Origin of the sequence: Vibrio sp. J2-4 (assembly GCF_021728155.1) — a bacterium.
Classification (GTDB): Bacteria; Pseudomonadota; Gammaproteobacteria; order Enterobacterales; family Vibrionaceae; genus Vibrio; species Vibrio diabolicus.
The window spans coordinates 281048-306876 of sequence record NZ_JAKKCN010000002.1 but is presented as its reverse complement, the minus strand read 5'-3'; the positions used below and the strand labels follow the sequence as shown (position 1 = coordinate 306876).

The 25829-nt window shown below is 45.7% G+C and carries 20 protein-coding genes; 8 read left to right on the top strand and 12 right to left on the bottom strand.

From position 1 onward, the window contains the following. Window positions 1–58 precede the first annotated feature (58 nt). Genes panE through csdA form a run of 3 tightly spaced genes read left to right on the top strand, consistent with a single transcriptional unit; the run spans window position 59 to window position 2756 of the window. Window positions 59–949, top strand: a complete 891-nt coding sequence (gene panE, locus L3V32_RS06740; protein ID WP_237284015.1) for a 2-dehydropantoate 2-reductase — start codon at window positions 59–61, stop codon at window positions 947–949. Further along, a complete protein-coding gene (locus L3V32_RS06735) occupies window positions 946–1545 on the top strand; it encodes a DJ-1 family glyoxalase III (protein WP_006742560.1) in 600 nt (199 codons plus the stop codon). Before panE ends, L3V32_RS06735 begins: the two co-directional genes overlap by 4 nt. Further along, entirely contained in the window at window positions 1545–2756 is a 1212-nt protein-coding gene (csdA, locus tag L3V32_RS06730) for a cysteine desulfurase CsdA (protein WP_203343356.1), read from the top strand. The genes L3V32_RS06735 and csdA overlap by 1 nt, the downstream gene beginning before the upstream one ends. Before the next feature lie 33 nt (window positions 2757–2789). Here csdA and L3V32_RS06725 read toward each other — a convergent pair whose 3' ends face one another. From L3V32_RS06725 to L3V32_RS06705, 5 genes are all read right to left on the bottom strand, one after another. Further along, window positions 2790–3710, bottom strand: coding sequence for a GGDEF domain-containing protein (locus L3V32_RS06725; RefSeq protein ID WP_046874992.1), 921 nt, complete (start codon window positions 3708–3710; stop codon window positions 2790–2792). Between the two features lie 309 nt (window positions 3711–4019). Further along, the gene (gene csdE, locus L3V32_RS06720) at window positions 4020–4448 is read right to left on the bottom strand and encodes a cysteine desulfurase sulfur acceptor subunit CsdE (protein WP_053809816.1); all 429 of its coding nucleotides are present in this window, start codon (window positions 4446–4448) and stop codon (window positions 4020–4022) included. 19 nt (window positions 4449–4467) lie between these two features. Beyond that, on the bottom strand, window positions 4468–5277 hold the full coding sequence (gene tcdA / locus L3V32_RS06715; protein ID WP_005380241.1) for a tRNA cyclic N6-threonylcarbamoyladenosine(37) synthase TcdA: 810 nt from the start codon (window positions 5275–5277) through the stop codon (window positions 4468–4470). A 99-nt stretch (window positions 5278–5376) separates the two neighbouring features. Then, window positions 5377–6480, bottom strand: a complete 1104-nt coding sequence (gene mltA, locus L3V32_RS06710; RefSeq protein WP_237284014.1) for a murein transglycosylase A — start codon at window positions 6478–6480, stop codon at window positions 5377–5379. Between the two features lie 273 nt (window positions 6481–6753). Next, window positions 6754–7209 carry a DUF2850 domain-containing protein gene (locus tag L3V32_RS06705; protein WP_005380234.1) on the bottom strand — a complete coding sequence of 152 codons (456 nt, stop codon included), beginning with the start codon at window positions 7207–7209 and terminating at the stop codon, window positions 6754–6756. A 162-nt stretch (window positions 7210–7371) separates the two neighbouring features. On the opposite strand from L3V32_RS06705, the gene argA reads away from it, so the two are divergent. Together argA and L3V32_RS06695 are read left to right on the top strand one after the other, a co-directional pair. Then, the gene (argA, locus tag L3V32_RS06700; RefSeq protein WP_012841478.1) at window positions 7372–8709 is read left to right on the top strand and encodes an amino-acid N-acetyltransferase; all 1338 of its coding nucleotides are present in this window, start codon (window positions 7372–7374) and stop codon (window positions 8707–8709) included. Window positions 8710–9109: 400 nt separating this feature from the next. Next, complete coding sequence (locus tag L3V32_RS06695; protein ID WP_005380230.1) at window positions 9110–9298, top strand: hypothetical protein; 189 nt, start codon at window positions 9110–9112, stop codon at window positions 9296–9298. A gap of 48 nt (window positions 9299–9346) precedes the next feature. On the opposite strand, the gene L3V32_RS06690 is transcribed toward L3V32_RS06695, so the two are convergent. The 6 genes from L3V32_RS06690 to recC all read right to left on the bottom strand — a co-directional run bounded on the left by L3V32_RS06690 (window position 9347) and on the right by recC (window position 20923). Continuing rightward, the gene (locus L3V32_RS06690; protein WP_046874995.1) at window positions 9347–9718 is read right to left on the bottom strand and encodes a hypothetical protein; all 372 of its coding nucleotides are present in this window, start codon (window positions 9716–9718) and stop codon (window positions 9347–9349) included. Between the two features lie 26 nt (window positions 9719–9744). Continuing rightward, window positions 9745–10119, bottom strand: coding sequence for a hypothetical protein (locus L3V32_RS06685; protein WP_033905548.1), 375 nt, complete (start codon window positions 10117–10119; stop codon window positions 9745–9747). Continuing rightward, window positions 10107–11117 (bottom strand): LysM domain-containing protein, encoded by a 1011-nt coding sequence (locus L3V32_RS06680; protein ID WP_164666293.1) that lies wholly within the window; start codon window positions 11115–11117, stop codon window positions 10107–10109. Before L3V32_RS06680 ends, L3V32_RS06685 begins: the two co-directional genes overlap by 13 nt. A gap of 165 nt (window positions 11118–11282) precedes the next feature. Then, a complete protein-coding gene (recD, locus tag L3V32_RS06675) occupies window positions 11283–13430 on the bottom strand; it encodes an exodeoxyribonuclease V subunit alpha (RefSeq protein WP_237284013.1) in 2148 nt (715 codons plus the stop codon). Further along, complete coding sequence (recB, locus tag L3V32_RS06670) at window positions 13430–17104, bottom strand: exodeoxyribonuclease V subunit beta (RefSeq protein WP_237284223.1); 3675 nt, start codon at window positions 17102–17104, stop codon at window positions 13430–13432. Before recB ends, recD begins: the two co-directional genes overlap by 1 nt. Window positions 17105–17431: 327 nt before the next feature. Next, window positions 17432–20923 (bottom strand): exodeoxyribonuclease V subunit gamma, encoded by a 3492-nt coding sequence (gene recC / locus L3V32_RS06665; protein ID WP_237284012.1) that lies wholly within the window; start codon window positions 20921–20923, stop codon window positions 17432–17434. A 252-nt stretch (window positions 20924–21175) separates the two neighbouring features. Between recC and L3V32_RS06660 the strand changes: the two genes are divergently transcribed. After that, a complete protein-coding gene (locus L3V32_RS06660; RefSeq protein ID WP_237284011.1) occupies window positions 21176–22999 on the top strand; it encodes a DUF3413 domain-containing protein in 1824 nt (607 codons plus the stop codon). A 75-nt stretch (window positions 23000–23074) separates the two neighbouring features. On the opposite strand, the gene L3V32_RS06655 is transcribed toward L3V32_RS06660, so the two are convergent. After that, entirely contained in the window at window positions 23075–24049 is a 975-nt protein-coding gene (locus tag L3V32_RS06655) for a TDT family transporter (protein WP_031853663.1), read from the bottom strand. Between the two features lie 109 nt (window positions 24050–24158). Between L3V32_RS06655 and L3V32_RS06650 the strand changes: the two genes are divergently transcribed. Continuing rightward, window positions 24159–25085: a LysR family transcriptional regulator gene (locus tag L3V32_RS06650; protein WP_237284010.1), complete on the top strand. Its 927-nt coding sequence runs from the start codon at window positions 24159–24161 to the stop codon at window positions 25083–25085. 128 nt (window positions 25086–25213) lie between these two features. Next, the gene (locus L3V32_RS06645) at window positions 25214–25510 is read left to right on the top strand and encodes a YebG family protein (protein WP_041852896.1); all 297 of its coding nucleotides are present in this window, start codon (window positions 25214–25216) and stop codon (window positions 25508–25510) included. Window positions 25511–25829: the final 319 nt, after the last annotated feature.

Below are 25829 nucleotides of genomic sequence, written 5' to 3'. Positions count from 1 at the left end.
TTGCTTTCCTTTTTTCCCTCATTATCCTTGCAGCAAACCTTTTTAATGAGAGCGTTTGGTGAATATCCTTATCCTCGGTCCAGGTGCGGTGGGCTCACTCTGGGCAACAAAATTTAAGCTTGCCGGGCACAATGTTTCATTGTGGGGAAGAAGCTCTGAAAGCCAACAATCACTTCAGTTGGATGACACACCCGCAATCGTATTCAGTAATCAAGATATTTCCTCCGTAAATCAAGCGGATCTCATTTTGATCACGGTAAAAGTTTGGCAAGTGGAAGACGCCATTCAGCCTTTACTGCCTCATATCAACGCTGACACGATTATCATGCTGATGCACAATGGTATGGGTACCGCCTCTGGCGTGGAGAAGGCTCTGCCAAACAATCCGATAGTGCTCGCCACAACGACGCACGGTGCATACAAACCAGATAACCAACACGTACTGCATACCGGTCACGGAACAACGCAAGTGGGTGGTTATAATGACAAAGGAATGCAGTGCGCTTTTCTGCAAGATGTTATGCATCATGCCCTTCCAGAGGCCATTTGGAATCCACACATCCAATCTGCGTTATGGACTAAGTTAGCAATTAACTGCGCGATTAACCCACTGACTGCGATTCACCAGTGTAAGAATGGTGAGCTTGCGCAGCCCGAGTTTAAGATACAACTCGAAAGCATCACTCAAGAACTGGTTGAAGTAATGAGTAAAGAAGGTATTGCTATCGAGTATCGCTCTCTTTTCGATACGGTAATGCAAGTGGTGAACGCCACAGCTGAGAACTATTCTTCAATGAGACAAGACGTATTCCATCAGCGTCGAACGGAAATTGATTTTATAACCGGATACTTGTTGAAGGCTGCCGAGAAACATCGCATCAATACGCCTGAGAATTTAAAACTTTACCAACGCATCAAACAAATAGAACAAAGCTGGACAGAACAATGAGTAAGAAAATCTTAGTGCCAATCGCTCCGGGCACCGAAGAAATGGAAGCCGTCACCGTTATCGACATGATGGTTCGCGCGGGTTATGACGTTACGGTAGCGAGTGCTGCTTTTGATGGCTCATTGACGATGAAAGCTTCTCGCGGAGTCACATTAACAGCCGATTGTAAGCTGGTCGATATCGCTGATGATGAGTTTGACGCCATAGCACTTTCTGGTGGTGTTGGTGGTGCAGAAATTTTTCGTGATAGCACGGTGATGATAGAAATCCTTAAGCAGCACATCTACGAGGGAAAGTTGGTCGCTGCTATCTGCGCAGCACCGGCGTTGGTATTGCAACACCATGATCTTTTCCCACAATCACTGATGACCTGTCACCCGAGCTTTCAGTCACATATCCCGGAAGAGAAGTGGCGCAGCAAACGCGTGACCTTTGATATCAACCACAACCTGATCACCAGTCAAGGTCCGGGCACTGCTTTAGAGTTCGCAATGGAAGTAATCATTCAACTCTCAGGTAAAAAACACGCATGGTCAGTTGCTGAACCAATGATCCCTCTGCCTACTCTGCATTACCATAAGCTTGGTGAAGAATAATGTTTGACGTAAATGCTGTACGTGAGCAATTTCCCGCTCTAAATCAATCCGTCAACGATACGCCCTTAGTGTATCTAGATAGCGCAGCGACAACGCAAAAACCGCAATGTGTGATTGATGTCATCAGTCATTACTACAGTGCGCAAAATGCCAATGTTCACCGTGGTAGTCATAGTTTAACGGCTAATGCCACCAGCCAATTTGAAGCGGCACGAGAACGAGTGGCAAACTTTATTGGTGCAAACAGCTCTAAAGAGATCATTTGGACACGGGGCGCAACCGAAGCACTGAACTTAATTGCTCAGACTTACGCCCGCAGCACGTTACAACCGGGTGATGAGATCTTGATTAGCGAGATGGAGCACCACGCTAACATCGTGCCTTGGCAAATCGTGGCAGAGCAAACGGGCGCCAAAGTCATAAAAGTTCCAATGACATCAGATTGCCAGTTCGACATCAGTGCATTTGAGGCGCTTCTGTCTGACCGCTGTAAAATTGTTGCTTGTGCGCAAATCACCAACGTCACGGGCACACGCCAACCTATCGAAAAAATCACTGAACTAGCGCACAGCGTTGGCGCGGTTGTTGTGATTGATGGCGCGCAAGGCATCGTCCATGAGCAGCTTGATTTATCGGTATCAGATATCGATTTTTACGTTTTCTCAGGTCACAAACTTTATGCGCCAGCAGGTATTGGCGTTTTATACGGCAAGCTTGAACTTTTGGAAGCCATGCCACCATGGCACGGCGGTGGTAAAATGGTTGAACGCGTTTCGTTCGAGAAAACGACGTTTTCTGCACTTCCTGGTAAATTTGAAGCGGGCACACCAAACGTTGCGGGCGCGATTGCTCTAGCGAAAGCCATTGAGTGGTACCAAGGTTTTGACCATCACGAAGTAGAGGATCATCTCCATGCGCTTCAGGATAAGGCCTACCAAGCACTAAGCGCGTTGGATGACATCCATATTCTAGGCTATCAACCGAATGCCTCTGTACTGACGTTCGTCATGGACGGCGTTCATCACCAAGATATTGCGACGCTGCTCGATCAACAAGGCATTGCGGTACGAGCAGGACACCACTGCGCTCACCCATTGATGGATGCGCTAAACGTTAAAGGCACGGTACGCGTTTCTTTTGGTATTTATAACACGGCTGAAGATGTGGATAGACTCATCGCCGCCGTAGAAAAAGCCGTCGACATGCTATAACGCCAACGGTTTGATTTGGAGTAACCAACAAGGTTACTCCATCTGCCTATCCAGAGTCGCCACGCAATTTCTGCCATTTCTTTTCGCAGCATAAAGCGCTTTATCTGCATGCGCATACAAACGTTTGGTGGTTTCATTTCTGCCTATTTCCACCACGCCTACACTCACCGTGACCGGAATTTCAATCTTTTCAAATTCGAACTGACAATTTTGAATATGGGAACGTACTTCCTCTCCTACCTCTTTCGCCGCCGACAGAGAAGTTTCTGGCAAAATAATCGCAAACTCCTCCCCTCCGACTCTTGCAAAAATTTCGTCTTTGACGAGTAAGTGAGAAACCAAATCAGCTAACGTCTCTAAGACATAATCCCCCGCATCATGACCACGTTTATCATTGATGACTTTAAAAAAATCCAAATCAAATAATAACAACGCGGAGTGATAATCCGGAGCTTGGGATTTAATAACTTCTTCTGTGAGCTTTTCGAAAAAGACACGTCGATTGTAGATGTTGGTAAGAGCATCAATTTGGCTTTGATGGCGAAGAAGAGTTTCAACTCGGTGGCGATTGGAGATGTTACGTGTAAGAATAAGGACAACGCGACGACCTCGGTATTTTATAGCGAGTGGGCAGATCTTGCCTTCGTAGTATAGGTCGCCTCTTGGCCCACTGTTAGCATCTATTCCCTGAATGCTGTCGGCGCACATCTTGTACTCGATCGTCACAATACTGTCTTGTTTCAGTGACCGATTTATCTGTTCGATAAACCAGTCAGCTTTATCTTTCTCAAGTACGCTGTGCAGCGTCTCACCTATCAAATTACTTCCATCGTGATAGGCTTTTTTGTCTGTTCCTCCAAAAACATCAATATAGATACCATCTTCACTCAGAATAAAAGTGGGGTCTGGCATTCCGGATAATACGTCTTGCGCATGTTCCAAGGTGAATTGCATATAGGGAGGTTCCTAGCATTTGTATCTAAGTAACCCAATCGCTTCCAAGTGTGTTTCCACATTGGGGAATAGGAGTGAATGGGGCATATGTCTATTATCTAATATAGACAAATTTTAAATACAATTGAGTTTATAAAAACCAAGTGGGCAATATAATGAACCAGGATCAATAGAATGGTTAATTAACGCTAAAATAGTCGACCATTTGCATACTTTTTATCCACATACAAAAAATATCTCAACTCAGATACAAAAAACGCCAAACAGCTAGGCTATTCGGCGTTTTTTAAGAATTGGGAAAATGACTCGTTACACGGCGGTTTGCTTAATCTGCTCTACAATAGCTTTCAAGCCATTACCACGTGACGGGCTTAAATGGGAGACAAGCCCCAGTTGATCAAAATAAGCATCAATATCAAATGCTTGAATTTGATCGGCCGTTTTTCCGTCATAAGCCGCCATCACCAAGGCAATCAATCCACGGACGATACGCGCATCGGAGTCCGCACAAAAATGCCAAACGCCATCTTGCTCTTGGCTCACTAACCACACCAAGCTTTCACAACCCGAAACGGTAACTTGTTCTGATTTCAGCTCTTCTGGCATTTGTGGCAGCTTTTTACCCCACTGAATAACCTGACGGTAACGATCTTCCCAGCCTTTAAATTGCTGCATAGTCGCTACAATGTCTTCGCTGGTGATATCTGTACCAAATGGAGAAACGGGAAAATCTGTCATGATGCGCTCTTCTTCTAGTTTACTTCTTATATTTTGAAATCAACTTCTCAACGATTCGCGATACCGCGACAAAGCCAAACGTTGCAGTTACGACAGTCGCCGCACCAAAACCGCTAGCGCAATCCATACGTTTTGGACCTTCCGCTGTCGACTTCACACCACACACTGAACCGTCTGCTTGAGGGTACTTCAGCTGCTCGGTTGAAAACACGCAATCAATACCAAACTTACGAGCCGGATTCTTAGGGAAGTTATGATGACGACGCAAGGTGTCTTTGATTTTCTTCGCTAGAGGATCTTGGATCGTTTTCGTTAAATCAGCGACCATGATCTGCGTTGGGTCAACCTGACCACCAGCACCACCCGTGGTGATCACTTTGATCTTGTTGCTGCGGCAATACGCCAACAAAGACGCTTTCGCTTTTACGCTGTCAATGGCATCCAACACGTAATCAAACTCTTTGCTTAAGTACTCATGTTGATTGTCTGGCGTGATGAAATCATCAATCAGATTGACTTTGCACTCTGGGTTGATCAATTTGACACGCTCGGCCATCACTTCAATTTTGCTTTGGCCAACGGTGCCCGTCATCGCATGAATTTGGCGGTTAATGTTCGTGACACAAACATCGTCCATATCAATCAGAGTCAACTCACCGATCCCAGTACGAGCCAGCGCTTCCACCGCCCATGAACCTACGCCACCAATACCAATCACACAAACGTGTGCAGCGCGAAGAATGTCCACTTCGCTGTTACCATAAAGACGACGAGTGCCGCCAAAGCGTTGATTGTAGCTGTCAGATGCTGGGGTATCGAGTTCACGCATATTGAAGTCCAGATGATCGATAGAAAAACAAAGAGTGCGATTTATACGCACTCTTTGATGAAATGTCTAGATAAGAGAGTGTTCCTCTCTCTTGGGTCGCTATTGTAGCTTTTCTGGCGGTAAAGCCCAAGGCGCTTGAGTTGGTGAGTTTTCTAACCCAAGTTTCCACACTCGACCAAAATGCTTGTAGTGCCCTGCTTCCGTTCCTGCTCTCGCACCAATGCCATGATACAGATCCAAATGGTTCTGTTTTACCGCACCACCAGTGTCTAAAACGATCAGCATTCGCAGTTGATGCGCACCACTCCACGTACCATCAGCATTCAACAGTGGCACTTCCGCCAAGATTGGCGTACCCATTGGTAAGATAGAACGGTCACCCGCGACAGCGGCCATTGGCAACAACGGAATACCAGCCGAGCCTGTTACTGGCGCTTCTGCTTTTGGCGCAAAGAAAACGTAAGAAGGATTTTGCTCCAACAACTCGCGTACTGTTGCATCATCGTTGTCCATCACCCACTCTTTAATCGCTTTGAGAGACATTTTTTCACGCGGCACTTCACCACGTTCAATCAAAATGCGGCCAATACTGACATAAGCTTTATTGTTTTTACCCGCGTACGCAAAGTACTCCAACGTATCATCATCTTCAAAATGCACATAGCCACTGCCCTGCACTTCCATCATAAATGGGTCGATACGATTAGGCGCGTAACCTAGCACCAAACCTTGTCCATCTAGTGCTCCATTATAGATCTCCGCGCGAGTCGGACAATCTGATGAGCATTTTGGCTTGCCATAAACTGGGTACTTAAAAATGTCGTTTGGTGTATGACGCAGTTCCATCACGGGAGAAAAGTATCCGGTAAACAGCACATTACCTTTTTTATCACCACCACCCAATTGCGCGGCTTGAATGCCAAACGCACTCAACGCACTGGTATCTCCGCTCTGTTGCGCCCACTCACTTAATCGTTGATATAGCGGTTGGTACATCTTCGCCATGGATGGTGACTTTATCACCACTTGCTCTGCTTGCTTGTTAAATTCAGTAAAATCGCGTGGTTTGTTAGACTCAACCACATCCACTTGATTGAGGATCTGAGGAAACTCACCATCAAGATATTGCTGAGCACGATCATTTTGTTGAGCACAGCCAAAGAGTAGGCTCAAAGAGATAATAGGAAGGAGTTTTTTTAACACGTGTCTTTTCCGTAAAAGAGAATAGCAAAAGGATGGCAAACAAATGCATACGGTGCAATTGAAAAGCAACGACAAAATGTTTCAACGCTAAGCCAATCCGTTTACTCGTTGTGAATTCATTCAGTTAATGCAACATGATAGCAGCGGAAGAATTACGGAATTGTCCGGATTATGTTTGAAAGTAAGATTTACTGATTGAGAGATGAAATTGTGATCATCCATGTGACTCACAGACGCAAGAGATCTCTGCTTAACAGACAATGATAAAAACGACTATCTTACCGCAATCCTTGCACGCCCCTCTAGACGGAATACAGGTAGATAATGCGCATTGGCATCCAGCTTCATTTCTGCATGCTGCTTACCCACAAAATTGAAGTGCCGCTCATTTGAACCCACTCGATACGAAAACGAATCCCCATCGAATTCAAAACTGGTCGCCACTGTAGAACCATTTACGGTAACACCGCGCTCACTCAACACAAATTCTTCACGAGCATAAGGCGCAACATCTTGCTCAACCCAGCGACCATAAATTGTCGATTTAGGAATGGGCGGATTAATGGTTCGAGTAATCAAATCACTATACAGCATGCACACGACAACGGTTCCAACTATCGCTATAAGCATGAGAGAACGCTCTAGCCACTTACGAAGCATTGATTTAGATGACGTTTTTGACAGATTTGAAGCAGTGATCGCAGCATTCTTATTAACAGCAGAAGACATGAGGTTCACGTATTGAGAAAAGACGCGCTCATTGTAACTCTCCCCTTCAACGGGACCAAGAACCTACCTCAATATGTTTGTGCTTTATTCCAAAATTTCACCTTGCCACCAAGTGAATAAAAAGGCATTATTTTGACATAATTAAACAAAGGAATGGCTGTAGTGAAAATTCGTAGTACTGCTCTCGTAAAAGGATTCCGTCAATCAACACCTTATGTCAATGCTCACCGCGGAAAAACCATGGTGATCATGCTGGGCGGAGAAGCCGTCGCACACAAAAATTTTGGCAATATTATTAATGATATCGCACTCATGCACAGCCTCGGAATCAAAGTCGTGGTGGTGTATGGTGCACGTCCTCAAATTAATCAGCTGCTAGAAAAACAAGACCTCACTACGCCTTACCACAAAAATATCCGCATTACGGATGAATCGGCTTTATCTGTTGTTATGCAAGCTGCCGGACAACTTCAACTTGCGATTACTGCGCGCCTATCAATGAGCCTCAACAACACTCCGATGGCAGGCACCCAGCTCAATGTCGTAAGCGGAAACTACATCATTGCTCAGCCACTCGGCGTTGATGACGGGGTGGATTATTGCCATAGTGGACGTATTCGCCGCATTGACACCGATGCTATCAACCGCACTCTTGATCAAGGCTCTATTGTGCTACTTGGCCCCATTGCGAGCTCTGTGACTGGCGAGTGTTTTAACTTACTTTCTGAAGAAGTCGCGACACAACTGGCGATCAAATTAGGCGCAGACAAACTGATTGGTTTCTGTTCAGAACAAGGTGTCATTGATGACAACGGTAATGCTGTCGCCGAGTTGCTGCCAATTGAGGCGGAGCATGTCATCAAAACGCTCTCTGAAAATACGTCTCCTGACCTAGATTACAACACTGGGACACTGCGCTTTCTTAAAGGGTCTATTGCCGCTTGCCGTGCCGGAGTACCTCGTAGCCACTTGATCAGTTATAAAGTAGATGGAGCCCTAATTCAGGAGTTGTTCTCTTTCGACGGCATCGGAACCCAAGTTGTTATGGCGAGCGCTGAACAAGTGAGGCAAGCTAATATTGATGATATTGGCGGTATCTTAGACCTCATTCGTCCTCTAGAAGAACAAGGCGTACTCGTTCGTCGCTCTCGAGAGCAGCTAGAGCAAGAGATTGGAAAATTTACCATCATCGAGAAAGACGGCTTGATTATTGGCTGTGCTGCCCTTTATCCATACCCAGAAGAGCGCAAAGCAGAGATGGCTTGCGTAGCGATTCACCCTGACTATCGTGATGGGAACCGAGGTTTGTTACTGCTCAACTACATGAAACATCGTTCTAAATCCGAGACCATTGATCAAATCTTTGTCCTCACGACACACAGTCTGCATTGGTTCAGAGAGCAAGGTTTTTACGAAGTCAGTGTCGACTATTTGCCCGGAGCCAAACAAGGGCTATATAACTTCCAGCGTAAGTCAAAAATCTTAGCGCTAGATTTGTAGCTTAACCTTAAATCACGAAGCAAAATTTAACGTTCTGCTATACCAACACCTCAAGGTGCGGGATTCTGCTCATTGACGCTCAATCCTGCACATCAAGTTTGTTTTGGAGTAAGGCCTCACATAAATCCTGCTTCGAGCTAGCGAGTCATCATGTAAACACCAACTTAGAAATGCGCAAACCATTGCTTAATTTTCGTTCCAATTTTATCTTTTAAATATACATTTGGTTGGCTATACTCTGCTCGATAGTGATTGGTTTTTAACCAACACGAATGGATCTAGGTGATGTAATGTAGCCTTCACCCTAAAATACTGGGCAATTGAAAAACTAGTTAGCTCCGTATTGCGTACCAAGGACAGTTGTTAATCTGACTTTAAATAAGCCGAGACGAGCACTGTTATGAGAACAATCATTTGTAATTCGCTTCAAAGCTTCTGGGATATGGCTGACAATCAGTTTTTAGAAGGCCTAGACGTCCACTGTGTTTTCCCCGTAAATGACGCTATCCGAGATTTTATTCTTGCTTATCAACAGCAATACAAAATACGCAGCGTGTCTTTTACCAATGCGTTTGCAAAACATGCGTAAAAGAAGACCGAGCCATAAGCTCGGTCTTCTTTTACGTACGTAATCAATTCAAAACAAAATCATAGCCAACAAAGATGCAAAAATAGTGACTACAATAAAGATTAAAATAGTCCAGTACACTACCCCAATACTTATGAACCACTTTGGGCAAACTCTACGAATATCTGTTAGCTTTCTTTTTTTGGCCAACTTAGGAAATGCAACTGCGGCAACAAGGGCTAATCCATGTATTAAGGCCCCAAAGTGACATCCAGAAACTAAAGCAAGCTCAATATCTGTATAATGCTCACTAGTGTACGCATAGCGCTTTACTTTTTGCGGCGTGATAACAATAAGCAAAATACCTACTATCAGGTACCAAAAAACTAACAAAGCACCTGCAACAAAAAATGTAATAAAAGAAACTTCTAATAACTGCAAACTTCACCGACCTTCTATTCCAGCTCTCAAGTAATAGACATCCAAACCACCATTGAGCCTAAAGTGATCATAGCTAGAAGCAATAAAACGCTTATATAAATACGGCAAATTCCGATGAATAGACCGGAGCAAACTTGATGAATATCAGCAAAGCCCCTTCTCCTCGCTAAAGTTGGTAAAGCGACCGCCGCAACTAAGCCTACACCATGTACTAAAGCACCAAAGTGAAAACCCGAGACTAAGGCTAACTCTACTTCTGAATAATGTTTCGGATTAAAAGCAAACCGCTTCACCTTTGGCGGTATAAAAAATATAAAAATTGCTCCGATAATAACGAACCATAAAAACGCGACTCCTCCGGCGATAAAGAAGGTTAGAAAGGACCAATCTAATAACTGCATATATTACCTACACCTGTCGATTTAACTACGTCTAAGTGAGAATAGTGCTCTTTATATACCGCTGCAGCTTGTTTTCCTGAATAATAACTTCCGACAGATGAAGCAACTCCCAATACCAGAGCTCCCACCCAACCAACGGGTGTAGCAACAACAAATAATGATATTGCAATACCAGACATAGTACCTACAACTGTACTTGCTGCAGTTTCCACCAATATTTCGTTTTTCTTTGCCTTAGAGTCTGCTCTAGCTATCTGATCGCAGGCAATACCAATATTAACTGCAGTCAATACAGTGCCACCTTTAGCTGCTACTTTTGATAACTTTGCTAACCTATCAGTATTCTTCTGAAGCGCCGCGGTAGTCATAACCCCGCCGTTTCGAGATATCCTCATAGCCTCTCGAGCTTTCTTACCATTAAAGAGAAGCTTCTCAGTTGGTCCAAGGTTTTTTGCTACATTCTCTAATAGTTTTTTCCTGCGGTAATCATACTGCCCTTTCGAAAACTTTCCTGATTTATAATCTCTATATAAACCATCAAGCTTTTTTAGCTCTGCGACATTTCCTTTTTCACTATCTCCTAATAAAGCCCCCATGGACGCAAAAGTAGCACCGATACCTGCGCTCGCAGGCCCCCAATTGTCATCAAGCCAAGAAAGAGCCCAAAATGCTTCCTTTTCGTTTTGCGACATAGATTTCATCGTTGATTCAAATTGCGCTTGATCATGATCTGAAATGGCAATTTTAGAAGAAAACTCAGATTGCTTGGTGTTTGAAACGTTCAACTTTCTCAAGTAAATAGATTGACCAGATTTAATCGAATTAGGGTCTGAAATTTTTGGGTTGTCTTTTTTTATTTGAGCAACAGCAAAATTATAGCCATCTGTTCCAAACTTAAAATGATAAAACTTCCATATAATTCTCGTAAGAGTATCACCAGGCTTAACACTATATATGTAGCTATACCTATTAACGCTGTTAAAATAAGTTGTATTCATTCCATTCAAATCCTTATGCTCACAATTGCGCATAATGTTAACGTTTCAGATTCAAAAACATCAATTGAAATGACTTTTCTTTCAGAAAGATAATTGTTAAAACACAACTCATCACCAAGTTTGACATGTAACAAAGGTAAAACTGACTGTAAACTAAGTCCATAATCAGTTAGTAAGCCGCTGTACTAACCCACTCGCGCGAGTCGTTTTCACCTTAATACCTCGCTTCAGAACGTTGAGTTCGGCGTAAAGAGCTAAACGCTTTTTCGCGCGGGTAATGCCTGTGTAAATCAACTCACGAGTTAATATCGGGCTAAAGTCTGGTGGCAAAATCATCAGGGTGTAATCAAATTCACTGCCTTGCGATTTATGGATGGTCATGGCGTAAGCCGTTTCATGTTCAGGCACTCGGCTTGGCAAGACCGATTTCACACTGCCGTCAGGTAACTCGAAAAAGACTTTCAAACGCGGTTCATCTTCACTGTCATCGAGCATGCAAATACCGATATCACCGTTATACAAACCTAGACCATGATCATTACGCGTAACCATGACAGGTCTGCCGTGATACCAAATTTCATCCTGAACCTGAATTAACTTGCGCGCCGCGAGCGCTTTCTCGATGCGCTGGTTTAGCCCAGCAACACCAAAGTCACCTTCACGGATCGCGCACAGCAGTCGGCATTGGTTGAAGGTATCTAACACCGCTTTGGCTTTGTGCGTTAGCGACTCTGGCTCTCCGGTTTTAGGATCGGTTTCCTGTTGTCCAATGCGTTTGAGGTAACGACCGTATTCCTGCACCAACGTCTGCATCATTTGGTTGTAATGTTGGCTACTTAGCGCGAAATGTTCGATGTCAGAAAAATCTTTCGCCCAGACATTATCTACGCTCGCAGCAGAACCTGAGTTAACCGCTTTTGCCAACTGACCAATGCCTGAGCGAGCATCAAATCGGTAGCTCTTTTGCAGCATACATAAACTATCGGCAATGCTAGATGCACTGTTACCCGTATGGGCTAAAGTATCGAAACCCGTCAGTTTTGCGATGGCTGATGCCTGCTCTTTGCCATAGCCCAATGCATGGAACGAACAGATATCACCCAACACAGCCCCAGCTTCAACTGAAGCAAGTTGGTCTTTATCACCTAGCAAAATCAGCCGCGCATGTTTCGGTAAGGCATCGACCACTTTGTACATCATTGGCAAATCGACCATCGACGCTTCGTCGATAACTAAAATATCCAAATGAAGTGGATTTTGCTTGTTGTGACGGAATTCTGCGCTATTAGGAATCGCGCCCAGCAACCGATGTAAGGTGCTTGATTCAGTCGGAATTTTGGCTTTTAGCTCCGGAGAAACTGGCAGCTCTTGCACCGCTTTACCAATGGACTCGGTTAATCGCGCCGCCGCTTTCCCCGTCGGGGCCACCAGCTTGATGGTTGGGTTTTTCTCGTGCGTCGCCTGTTCAATCAAAGCGGCAAGCAATTTGGTTACTGTCGTCGTTTTACCCGTGCCTGGACCACCAGAAATCACAGCAAATCGACGGGTTAACGCAACTGCCGCCGCGACTTTTTGCCAGTTCACGCAAGCCGAGAGTGGTACGAGTTCATCCAGTATTTGCAAATCTTGAACCTTGCGCGCATTGCTAAGCACGGAATCAATGGCGTGCCAATCCAACGATTCGCTTGCGACCACATCAAGGTGGTCACACACCAATTGCTGACGCAACACTTGGTTGCTGCTTCCCGCTTCTACTGCTTTGCCTAACGCGTTAAACAGAAAATGGTATTGGCGTGCAAACAGATGGTTGAGCAAGTCCGATAATCGCGCTAACTCTTGCGACTGCAAGTTCACTACAGCGCCCAACTGATTGAGCTTTTCCGCCAGTGTCATTTCATAATGCCAATAGCGGTGCAGATACAGACGCTCACCATCGAACATCAGCGGCAAGGCTTCTCCTTGCGCGCCAACCACGGTGGAATTTTTTAATACTTCAATCCAGTCTATGCCTTGCAACTGTGTGTTGAGCGCCAATGCCGACTCACCAAACAGCCCTAGCTTACTGGCTAAATCCGTAGATTGCCCTTGTGCATCGAACAGAGACAGACAGATATGTCCTTTGCCAAGCTCACTACTGACAACACCAGCGATAAACGCCAGTGCTTGGCTATCCGACTGTTCATCATGCGTTTGAGAATCAATAAAACAGGCAAATTGATAGTCGAGCTGACGAATAGCACCTTTGTGCGCCAAGCGTTCTAGCACTACCAATAGGCTATCTTGGTCAGAATGAAGATTGTGATTTGTCGTCATTAAAGTAGCTCCATCTGCCCGGCTTGAGTTGAGCGTGTTTCAAGTGCTTGACCATCAATCAAACGATCCATCTCTTGTAAGAACTCTAAGGTTGGTTTCGCGGCAAAAATGCCGTGGTCACTCTGCCCATCCATGCCGCGCAAGAACAAGTAATACACGCCACCGAAGTGATGATCATATTGATAATTCGCCAATCGGCTGCGTAGGAAACGATGCAGTGCTAACGCATAAATCTGATACTGCAAATCGTAGCGGTGATCTGCCATCGCCGATTTCAGAGCTTCACCATGGTAGTGCATCACATCGTCGCCAAGATGATTCGATTTCCAGTCAAGCACGTAGTATTTACCTTGATGTTCAAACACCAAGTCGATAAAACCTTTGAGCATGCCTTGCACGGTTTGGAAACCTAAATCCCCCGCTTTCGCCGACAACGGATCGTGACGTTGAATGACTCGGTTTAACGCCGGTGCAGACAAAACTTCAATCGGCAACAAAAATTCCATCTCCACCAAACGTTGCGACGGTGCTTTTTGATTCAGCAGCAAAGATTTACCATCCAAGGGCGTAGCGAGTACGGTATCAATCAATTGCTGTAAAATGGGCAACCACTCTTCATCGAGCTGTTCGCTTTCCATCAAGCCAAGGATGATTTGTGTATTCTCTTCCGTCGTGGCTGGCTGAGTAAATTCAATTTCCTCAAACAGGCTGTGCAGGAACGTACCCGGACGCGCACCACGAGGGAAGGTAAAAATAGAACGCTCTGGCTCCACCAAATCCGCTTCGTCTTGCTCTTCAGATGAGTCGATATCAAAACCCGTAATCTCAATCGTGGCATCATGCTCAGCGTGATGAGAGCCCTGTTTGACCAAACCAGAATAACTGGTGATGCGCCAGTTTCTGTCGATAGGATTTTGCAGCTCTTTCGCGCTAAGATCGTGTATTTCTTCTTGTGGCGCTATGTACTTCTCTTCGAGTTTCTGCGGCGGATCGGCCACAACGACACAATCAAGCTCGTCTTGTTGCTTTGTTAAACCTTGGTGCAAATCGTTAATGCCACCTTCTTGACCATTCTGAATCAAATAGCCAATCGCACTGCGGTGTACGCCAGTTGGCTCTTTGGTCGAACGACCATTACGCAAAGGCGAGGCTCCAATAAAACACGCATACACAGCACGCGTTAGTGCCACGTATATCAAGCGTAAGTCTTCCGCCAAACGCTCTTTATCCGCTTGCTTCATAGACGCATCGTTGCCGGTGATATCCAGTACCGTGCGGTCATTGGCTGCATCGTAATATTTGGCTTCACTGGCTTCTCGATAGTTGAACACAAACGGCAGAAATACGAGGTCATACTCCAAGCCTTTTGATTTGTGAATAGTTACGATCTGCACTAAGTTACGTTCCGATTCTAAACGTTGGATTTGGTCATCACTGCCACCCAAACCGTTTTCCGCATCACTGATAGACTGAGCGAGCCAACGCAGCAGACCGTGGTCGCTATCCAGTTCATTACTGGCTTGTTGCAGCAGTTCACCGATGTGCATTAAATCGGTAAGCACTCGCTCACCATTTTCACCCTGTGAACTCGCGCCTTCTTCTAGTAATCGCTCAGCAATATGGCGTTTACTGATCACCGCGCGCAACATCGGCAGCACACCACGTTGAACCCAAAGTTTGCGATATTCTTTGAATTCGTTTACGGCGTTTTCCCACACAATTTCATCGTTATTAAGTGCATCCAAACTTGCTGCGTCGAGGGCAAACAGCTCAGAAGCAAGACTTGCACGCAGCGCACGGTCATTTTCTGGAGTCAGCACCGCTTGCAGCAGACGCTGTAAATCCTGCGCCACTGAACTGGTAAACACACTGTCTCGGTTAGACAGGTACACGCTGGCAATACCTTGGTCTGCTAGCGCTTGTTTGATCATTCGACCTTCGCTACCTGTTCGAACCAACACCGCAATATCGCCCGCTTGAACCGCTTTCTGTTTTTCGCCATTCACCAGACACGCTTGCCCCTGTAGAGCCTGCGTCAAAATGGTTTGGATTTGGCTTGCGGTCGCCTCCGCCATTCGAGTCAAATACTCGCCTTTGGGTAGCGGTTTATCGTCCGCTTCTTGCAACCAATAAGTCAGCGCGGGTTGCTTTTGGCCACCCATAGTCCAAATGCGTTTTTCGGCATTGGGACTGTACTTTACGGGTAAGAACGGGATGTCCGAGTCATAGATAAATGGACTATCAGGCAAGGCAAACACTTGGTTTACCGCCTGCACCATATCGGCACTAGAACGCCAGTTGGTTCCTAACGTGTAGTGGGCACTTACTTGGTTACGTGCTTTGATATAAGTGAAAATGTCTGCGCCACGAAAGCCATAAATCGCCTGCTTCGGGTCACCGATCATAAACAAACCACATTCCGGATTATTCAGATAAATACGGCTGAAAATACTGTATTGAAGCGGGTCGGTATCTTGGAACTCGTCAATCATTGCGACAGGATACAAAGTACGAATACGCGCAGCTAAAATCTCGCTTTCATCCGTATCGATAGAAGCAGAAAGTTGCGTCAGCAAATCATCGAAAGAGAGCCACTGTTTTTGATTTTTCGCGTTAGCCAGCATCACACGACAATGTTCAATCGCATGAGCAAGCAGTGGCGCTTTTAAGCTGATTGGGTTGGCAAGAAATGTTTCAATGGCTTCAAATACCGCATGCTGCGGCGCACTGCCTTTCGGTGTTTTTTCCAACAAGACGTTTTGCGCGAATTTCTCCAACTTGTCTGGATAATCGTAACCAGTGGTTTCCGTTGCCGCCCAAGCATTCACCGCCTCCAACCACGTCGGCAGAGACTTTTTGGTGTAGCTGCGTTTGTTAATATCTGAATCTGAAATCAGCGTTAAGAAGTCATCTTGGCTTTCTCGCCACTGTGCTTTTAACTCATCAATTTTTTTCAAATTTTCAGTATGAAGATCAGCCAAACTGCCTTTCATTGCAGGAACAGAAAGGCTTAACGGCGCGCCGGTTAAGTAATTGCTGATGTCAGACAACAACGCAGATGGAGAGCTCCATAGCTGGCGAATTTCCCCAGCCAAGGTAAATGGCAACGGGTAGAAATTGCGACGCCAGTAATCGGCTACAACTTGCGCTTTTAGGTGGCTTTCATCGGTCACAAACTCGTTATTAAATCGACTGCCAGATTCAAACGCATTTTGCGTTAGCATGCGTTGGCAAAAACCGTGAATGGTGTAGACCGCCGCCTCGTCCATCTGACGTTCTGCCTGCAATAAAATTTCTGCGGCTTGCTTGTGATCGTCAAACTCATTAAGCAAAGGTTGGATCACCGGATCGGAACTCTGTCCACGCGCAAACGCGATTCGCGCATCGTGTATTCTTGCCCTGATACGATCGCGCAATTCCGCAGTTGCCGCTTCGGTAAAGGTTACGACCAGAATTTGGTCGACCGTAAGCGGTACGCGATGTCGAGTTTCCGCACTACCATGACCAAGCAAAAGGCGCAGATATAAACCTGCAATAGTGAAGGTTTTACCTGTACCTGCTGATGCCTCGATTAACCTCGCACCATGCAGAGGAAACGTCATCGGTTCTAGTGGCGTTGGTTGAGGTTGCTCTGTGCGGTCTAACGTATGTAGAGGACACTCTGCACCTGACATTTGATCCATAACGCTGAATCTCTCCGGATTATTTACTAGGACGTATCACCTAATAAATGTGATCTATAGTTAAAAATTCTATTAATATGTTTAACAAGTTGGATAATTTAGAGCTTTGTGAGATCTTTCTCACGGTTATCCATAAGACGTACCGTTAGTATGCGCCCCACGAGATAAGCCAAACCCTTTTGGCGGCACAACTCAAATGAATTAAACAAAAGTATCATGGTCCCTCTGACCTTGTGGCCGTACAGCGAACGCCCTACAAAAAATAATGATTTTCTGGCGGCCACCCTACTCTTCCTTATCTTTATCCAACTATCTTTATTACGCTTTTACGTCATCGGCGTCTTGAACCGCTAAGCGCGCACCTTGCAGAACTAATGCTGTCAGCAAGCGAACCTCTGAGGCCAACTCATCATTCCAAGCAGGCCAAATTCGAGAGATGTACGCGTTATTGCCTTCGCCCGGGCTCATGAAGCCATCATTGAATGCGTCAGCCATTTTCTTCAAAGATTTCTCTTCGTCATCGACCCACTGACCGCGGCTAAAGCCCGCTTCAACACAAGCCAACGCCGTTTTCGGGAAATAAGGCAAAGGCTTAGTCATACCCTCGAAGAACAAGCGAACTAATTCAGTCAGTAGCTGTTTGGCATACTGCGCATCGGCAATTTCTGGGTAGATCAAATGCAGCGCGCCTTCTTTACGATCGTAGCCAATCAGATGAGTTTTCTTGGCATGACCCGACGCCGACATGGCAAGGTGATCGATCCACGCTGCAAGGTAATCCTGCGCTCGAATCTTACCGCTTCGATAGCGAATCAACCCAGATTGGTAACACTGGGTTAGCCAACCTGTTAGGCGAACGTTTTTCTCTTCGCCTTCATTTCGCTCAAACAAGGAATCAAACGTCAGGTCGATTTCCAAATCGTCTTGAGGCGCACCAGATAAAAACGCCAGTTTATCCACTAGCTCTTCCGCCTGAACTCGGTTGGTTTCAAATTCGATATCACCAAACGCTCCCACCGGAAGTTTGCCTTGAGCGCGCTGTTGACTCATAAAGTGTTTAAGCACTTCTGCTTTTTTCTCTGGCTGTATCAATGTCGTTTCAAGCAAGGTTTCTAGCAGCTCATCACGCATTTGATAGCTTTCCAAACCACCTAAAACAAAGGGTTCGTCGTCTTCCATCACCGGCAGTGGCGGTTCAAAGATTACTTTTAAACGACGATTGAAAAAATACTGCACAGGTAAGCGCCAGAAACGTTGCAACTCGACTAAGTCGAGCTCAAGTGGGAACGTCGCTCCTAACAGATAGTCGTCTAATGCCCGATTAAAATCACGACGAACATAGCCTTGCGATTGACTACTTTGAGTTAATGCCGCTGGAATCCACTCTTTCGCGTAGCTGGCGTGCGTGCCTTGGAACGCACTTGGGCTAAACGGCACCATGGCGTGGGTATTCACCAACGCATTTAATAAGTTGTCGCCAGACTCATCAACGGGCAACGATTCATCACCACTTAAACAATAGTTTTGGTGGCAGTATTCCATCAGCTCAGAAACCAGAACCGAAGGCACTCGCTCGGTGTTGTCTTGGATTGAACGGCCAACATAACTGATGTAGAGCGTTTGCTGTGCAGACAACATCGCTTCGAGGAATAGGTAACGGTCATCATCTCGGCGCGAACGATCGCCCGGTTTGGTTCTTCCGGTCATCAAGTCAAAGCCTTCCGGCGGCATGGAGCGTGGGTACACGCCGTCATTCATCCCCAGTAGACAAACGGTTCTAAACGGAATAGAGCGCATCGGCATCAGAGTACAAAAGTTCACTTGACCAGCCAGGAAGCGCTGGCTGACTCGTGTGCCAGATAATTTGTTTTGAAGGTATTGGCTGATGATCGACGGCGATAACGCATCATCAAATGCGGCATCAGCTAATTGCTCTTTGAGTTGGCTGAGCGTATCGCGAATGGATTTGAGCGCCATTTCGCCTTCTAACTCAACTGAGAAGAAGTCATCCAGCAGTAAAACTAAAGTCTCTCGCCAACCATCAATAGTCTGAACATGAGAAAGTTTGCTGCGATAAGTGCTAATTTGTTGGATAAAGTGTGCCAACTTGCCCGCAAGCTCTGCGCCCATGCCTTGCACTTCGTTGTACGGAGACAAACTGCCTTGCTCGGTTTCAAACAAACCTGCGGATTCTGGCATCGCGTAGCCAAGCAACATGCGTTGAATACCAAATTGCCATGTGTTTTGACGGGTTTCCGGCAGTTCAAATTCGCGTCCGGTATTGGCATCCAACCCCCAGCGAATTCCCGATTCTTCAACCCATTGTTTGGCTTGTAAGAAATCATCTTCGCTGAGTTCAAAACGCTTTAATATCGCCGGAGTTTCCAGAAGTTCGAGTAGTTCTGATGCCAAACAGCGCGTATTGGGTAAGTTCACCAACTGCATAAATGCGGCCAGAATTGGGCTCTCTTGATCGGCGGTTCGGTCAGAAATCGAATAGGGAATAAAACGCTCACCCGGTGCGTTACCAAAGACCGCCTGAATCGCAGGGCTGTAAGCGTTGATGTCCGCGACCATCACGATAATATCGCGCGGTTTTAACGTTGGGTCAGCATCGAACATCGCCAATAGTTGATCATGCAGCACTTCCACTTCACGCATCGGGCTGTGGCAAGCGTGCAGGCTGAGTGATTTATCACCCAAGCGAACCACTTGTTTGTGATGACTGTTTTCAATCTGTTGGTCATCTTGATGTTCTTCAAGATTGAGAATATCCGCTTGCAATTGATGGAGCAGACTGTCGCGCTCAACATCAACAAACGCTTCAATTTCATGAGACTCCAGCTGAGACAACAGATACATATTGTCACGCCCGAGTTTACCCATGGACGCCAACAGACTGTTTCCGACCACATCGGTGTGCAGCTCATCGATCACATTATCTTCCAGTGATCCTTTCAGTTGCTCAGTTTCACCTTGCACTTCCGAGTGATCGTCATGCCACACAACGTGCTGACGATGTTTCGCCGCCAAACGAGCCAGATATTTGCGATCTCGAACTTCACCCCAGTAATAACGACACGGGTTGGTGAACATCAGATGCACGTCGATGTGTTCACCAATTGCTTTTAGCGCATCCATATAGCGAGGCGGCAACGAAGAAATGCCAAAAACAAACAAACGCTTGGGTAAATGGTCAAAATTGCCGTTAAAACTCTCTAACGTGTCGATAAAGTGCTCATAAAGGTTGGCACGGTGATATGGAGACTGTCCTAATGACACAGTGTGATCATACAACGCTTGCCATAAGATCGGCTGCCACGGATGCTCATCTTCCAGCTCTGGCACACTATGCCCAGCTTCCCAACTTGCGATCCACTCCGGACGATACACCAAGTAACCATCGAAAATATCGGCAATTTTCTCAGCCAGCTGATACAGCTTAGAGTGATCACTGTCATCTTTGAGGTACTGCGCTAACGGCGAAAACACGTCTTGGTTGAGAAGCCCCGGCAGCAGATGCATCAACTTCCACGTCATCGCTTCTTTGTTAAACGCACTGCGTTTTGGCACGTCTGGCAACACCTGCGTAAACATTTCCCAAATGAAGGTAGCAGGAAGCGGAAAATCAATGTTCGCGGCAACACCAAACTCTTTGGCCAATTCCATTTTTAGCCACTGGGACATGCCCGGACTTTGAACCAGAATTTGTTCTTTTTCGAACGGGTTTTCCAGCGGACTGATTCGAATCAGTTCGACAAGGAGTGATTTGAGAACGTCAACTTGGTTGGAATGATAAACAGTAAACAAATTGGGAATACCGAGCGCCGATTGAAACTGTTAGCTAGCTTAGCACAGCCCCATTTAAACCCGCAGTGATCTCGCGTTCGGAAAAAACAAAAGGTTATATATCACTCAAATAGAGTATGAATCTTCTTAATTTTCACATGTCAATCAAGTCTGACACTCCCATACAAAATGTGACATTCGTCGCAACCATTCCATAATAAAAAACACTGTTTTATACTCCCACTACCCATAATTTATAAACAAACAAAAAGTATGTTTCGCAAACTGTCTTCCAACAGCGCTTGGCTGATTGCTTTTTTTGCTTGCTTTGCAGTGTATCTGTCGATCGCTTGTTATCCTTTTGTGTTGTCTAACAATCAGAACGAACCACTAACCTTGTTGCAAGGTTACTATTTAGTTTCGACTCAATATGGCTGGCTGGGCTTGATCGCTCTTCCATTTATGTTGTTGAGTTTATTGCTCTCTTTTCTACCGAATCGAGCATTCAAAGGCATCGTGATCGCTATCGCGATCTGTCTATTGGTCATGTTTAAAGTCGATATCCTCGTTTTTCAGCAATACAAACTTCACATCAACGCCCTATTAATCCGTATGTTTTTCGAAGGTGGCGGTGATGTCTTCGATATTTCTTGGATGAGTTGGCTTATCTTCGTCAGTGAAGTTGCCGTTCTGGTGATCGGGCTCGCCTGTACCGTTTGGGTAAGTAATAAACTGGCACAAAGCCGAGCTAAGTTCGTTTTGATCGGCGTCTGGTTTGTTGTATTGCTCAGTACACAGATGATTCATGCGTACAAAAATGCGCTTTACGACGATAAAGTCAGTCAGTTTTCGAATAACTGGCCACTTTACTACCCGCTGACGGCCCGTAAATTTATTTACAAACACGACCTAGTGGATGAGAACATTGCATCGAAGAACCGCGTAGAGTTAACCAACATTGAACGTAGCTCACTCAACTATCCGCTTGCGCCCATTCAAGTGCAAAGCAAAGAGAAGCAGCCCAATGTTTTGTTTATCTTGGTTGATGCGTGGCGCTACAGTGATGCGACGCCGGAAGTCATGCCAAATGTCATTAAGTTCGCTGAAAAGACAGTGAATTTCACACAACATATGAGCGGCGGCAACTCAACTCAAGCGGGTATTTTCAGCCTGTTTTACAGCTTGCCCGCAACCTACTGGGAAAGCTTTTACGCAAGCCAACGCTCTCCTGTTTTTATGGATACGCTGCAAGCAGAAGGCTACCGCATGGGCATTTTTGGCTCGGCACCGCTCACCAGCCCGCCACTTTCTCGCACAGTATTCAAAAAAGTGTCGGACTTGACCTTGAAACAAACAGGGGAAACAGCAGTCGAGCGCGATCAGCAGATCACAGACAAGTTCATCGAATTCCAAAAGCAAGACAGCGACAAACCGTACTTTGGGTTTCTGTTCTACGATGCCGCCCACGGCACGGTGTTTCCTGAACCTGAATTTGCGAAATTCAAACCATACTGGGAACGCGTTGACCACATTTTGCTCAACAACGACTTTGACGCTTCGCTTTACCACAATCGATACAAGAACTCGTTGTACTACATCGACAGCTTGATTGGCGATGTGCTGAAAAACGTCGACTTAGACAACACCATTGTGGTGATTTCATCTGATCATGGTGAAGAGTTTAATGACCATAAGATGAACTATTGGGGCCACACGGGTAACTACAGTGACGTTCAAGTACATGTGCCTCTTTACGTGTACATGCCAAATCGTCAGCCAGAGCAAGTTGATTACCGCACGACCCATTTTGACGTCGTGCCAACCATGATGAATACGCTGTTTGACGTTCAAGGCACAACGAGTTCATACAGCGTTGGTCATAACTTGTTTGATAGCTCTGCCCCTCGCGATTGGTATATTGCTGGCAGCTACTACAACTATGCATTGGTCGGCAAAGAACTGATGCTTGTGGTCAATCCTGGCGGGCACTCTCAGCAACTGAATAGCCAGTTAAAAGTAGAGAAAGAACAAAAAGTTCCTGTCGATATCATTCGTCATTCTCTGGATGAGATGTCGCGATTTTACAAAAAAGGCTAGCGTCCAACATCGACGGCTATTGAGATAAAAAAGCCTCTTGGCTGTAAGACCAAGAGGCTTTTCCCTATCTGCTATTTAAGCGTGATGAGCGTGCATCAAGCGTGGCTGAATCAATAAGTTGTTGATGTATTGTAAAGCCACATAAGAGACAACAAATGTTGCCACAATCAACTCAAGACCAGCTAAGCCTCGCACTTGTTGAACATAGTGCGCAGCCAATCCTTGCAACTCCATCCAATTCGCCATTTTAAACAGCGCCGTCGCACCGATCACCATCGGGAAAGTGAACGCCGCATAGCCTGGGCTAAATGGCAGTCTAAGCAATTTAAAGAATGCGAGGTAAATGATGGCTGTCATCAATACCGCGATACCAAATAGCATAGCGATGATCACTGGTGATGGTGTCGCAGTGACCGTTAAGTACCCTGCCAATGATAGACTTGCTGGCGCTGCCATGATTGCCATTGTTGGTTTCGCTGCATCCGGAATTTCATGGGTAAACATGAAACGGTAAATCATCATCGGCAACATGATCGCGTACGCCACCATACCAAACATTAATGCACCTTGTGCCACTGGCGCTAACATCGGGTTGCCAGAGAAAGACACATCCGCAACGATGATACCCACCGGCGGTACAAACCAACTAGGAACCATGTGGTGCAATTCAAAATCTTTGGCGCGATGGTAAACAAAGCTCACCAAGAACACGATGTGCAGAACCACCGCAATCAGCCAAAGCACATCACCAGCCAATGGGTAAAAATGGCCGAGAGAGTTCGATACCACCATAGTGCCCATCGCAAATGTCGGAACCACGCTACCCACAACCGGATGAGCAAGATCTTCTCTCAATAGATGGTTATGTAGCAAAAACTTGGTTGCCAATATAGCCAACAATACGCTCGCAATACCCGCACTAATCCACTGTCCGTAGCCATGTAATTCGGCGAAGTTCTCCCAACTCCAGCCCAAGCTTGCAATACCAAGAGCCAAACCCGCCATTGGAGTTGGGGCTCCCATTACTTTTGCTTTTGTTCTTTGAATCATGATGACCTCAACCAGACTCACTCTTGATGGAGCGTATAATACGCTTGCACTTCGTTCTGATATATCTAATTATTTAAAACAAACGTTCAAAATTATTTAACGGTGGGGTATGGCAAGTCACATTTCTCTTAAACAACTGAAAGTGTTTACGACGATCACGCAGCACAAAACGCTCACAGCAGCTTCTGATAGTCTCTTTTTATCGAAAGCGGCAGTGAGCATGGCACTCTCAGAATTAGAAAAGCAGATCGGCCATCACTTGTTTGATCGTGTTAATAACCGACTAATTTTGAACCAAGAAGGTCAAAAACTGCTGCCACTGGCGGATGAATTACTCAACCGAGCCAAAGACATCGAGAGCATTTTCGATGGTGACCAAGCGCTATCGGGCCAACTTCGCATTGGTGCCAGCGACACCATTGGCAACCAAGTCGCGCCCTATTTGCTTAGCGAATTTCGTCAGCAAACGAACCATCGTTCTCAAAGTCTGTTCATTTCTAACTCCGCACAAATCTGCGACATGCTGACCGATTACGAGTTAGATATAGCCCTCATTGAGGGCAAAACACTTCACCCTGAATTGCAGTCCACCCAGTTTAGCGAAGATGAAATGTGCGTGATTTGCGCGCCCGATTACCCAGCCGCGAACAAAGGGCCAGTAAACTTAACCGAGCTAGAAAACAGCGAATGGATATTACGAGAGGCGGGGTCTGGTTCACGCGAATTTTTTATGCGCGTTGTCGCGCCGCGCTTGGAACATTGGCATGAAGCTTTTCAGCTCAATACCACCGAAGCGTTGATCAACTCAGTATCTGCTGGGCTAGGCTTAGGTTGCTTGTCACGTTTGTCTGCTGAACCTGCTATTCGTGACGGTCGCGTGCAACTGCTCGACATGCCTTTAGATATGAAACGTCGCTTCTGGCTACTGGTTCACAAAGAGAAATACCAAAGCCCACTACTCAGAACGTTTATCGAATTTTGCCAAGATTGGGAACGACCAAATAACCTTTATCTAGAGAATACGCCCTCCAAGTAAAACGGAGATAGTTTAAATGCTGGTCAGTTAGTTGTACGTGTCTCTCATTCTTAGGCTTGTCGCTAGACTTAACTGGTCAAAAACTGTATAAAAAGCCAGTATCAATACACCAAGTTAGGGGACCAACCATGGCTGTAATCGTCAAGTACGTGGTAGAACGCAATGGAGAAGAGAAAATGACTTTTACCTCTAAAGCGGAAGCTGACGCATACGATAAAATGCTAGACATGGCAGACGAACTATTCACGCTGCTAGGTAAAAGTGAACTTCTAGAAGACGAAGGTAAGCAAGAAGATCTTGCGATGTACCTCGCTCAAAACAAAGAAGAAGTGCTTTACGCACTGGGTGCAAAACGCAAACCGGCACCAAAGAAAGCAAAAAAGCTTGAATCTGTAGAAGAAGACAAGCAAGAAGACGCTGCATAAGCCTCTCATTTGTTAAAGAAACGCCGCATCATGTGGCGTTTTTTGTATCTGAAGGCACACATCATCATGGAAAGATCGCCCTTTCTTTCGAGCACAGATACGACAAATCGCCTTCTTTCATTTCAACAAACACCCGCTAATTGACCACCTCACAACCACATTTCTCATCAGACAGACATATCTCCCAAAAGACAAAAGGTATCCATCTACGGACTTTCTCCATTTCCCCTCTTTAAACTCCCTAGCACTCTCATTATGATGACTGACAACTTAATTATTTCTTGTCAGTGAACAGACGAGACACAAGACTCAACACATG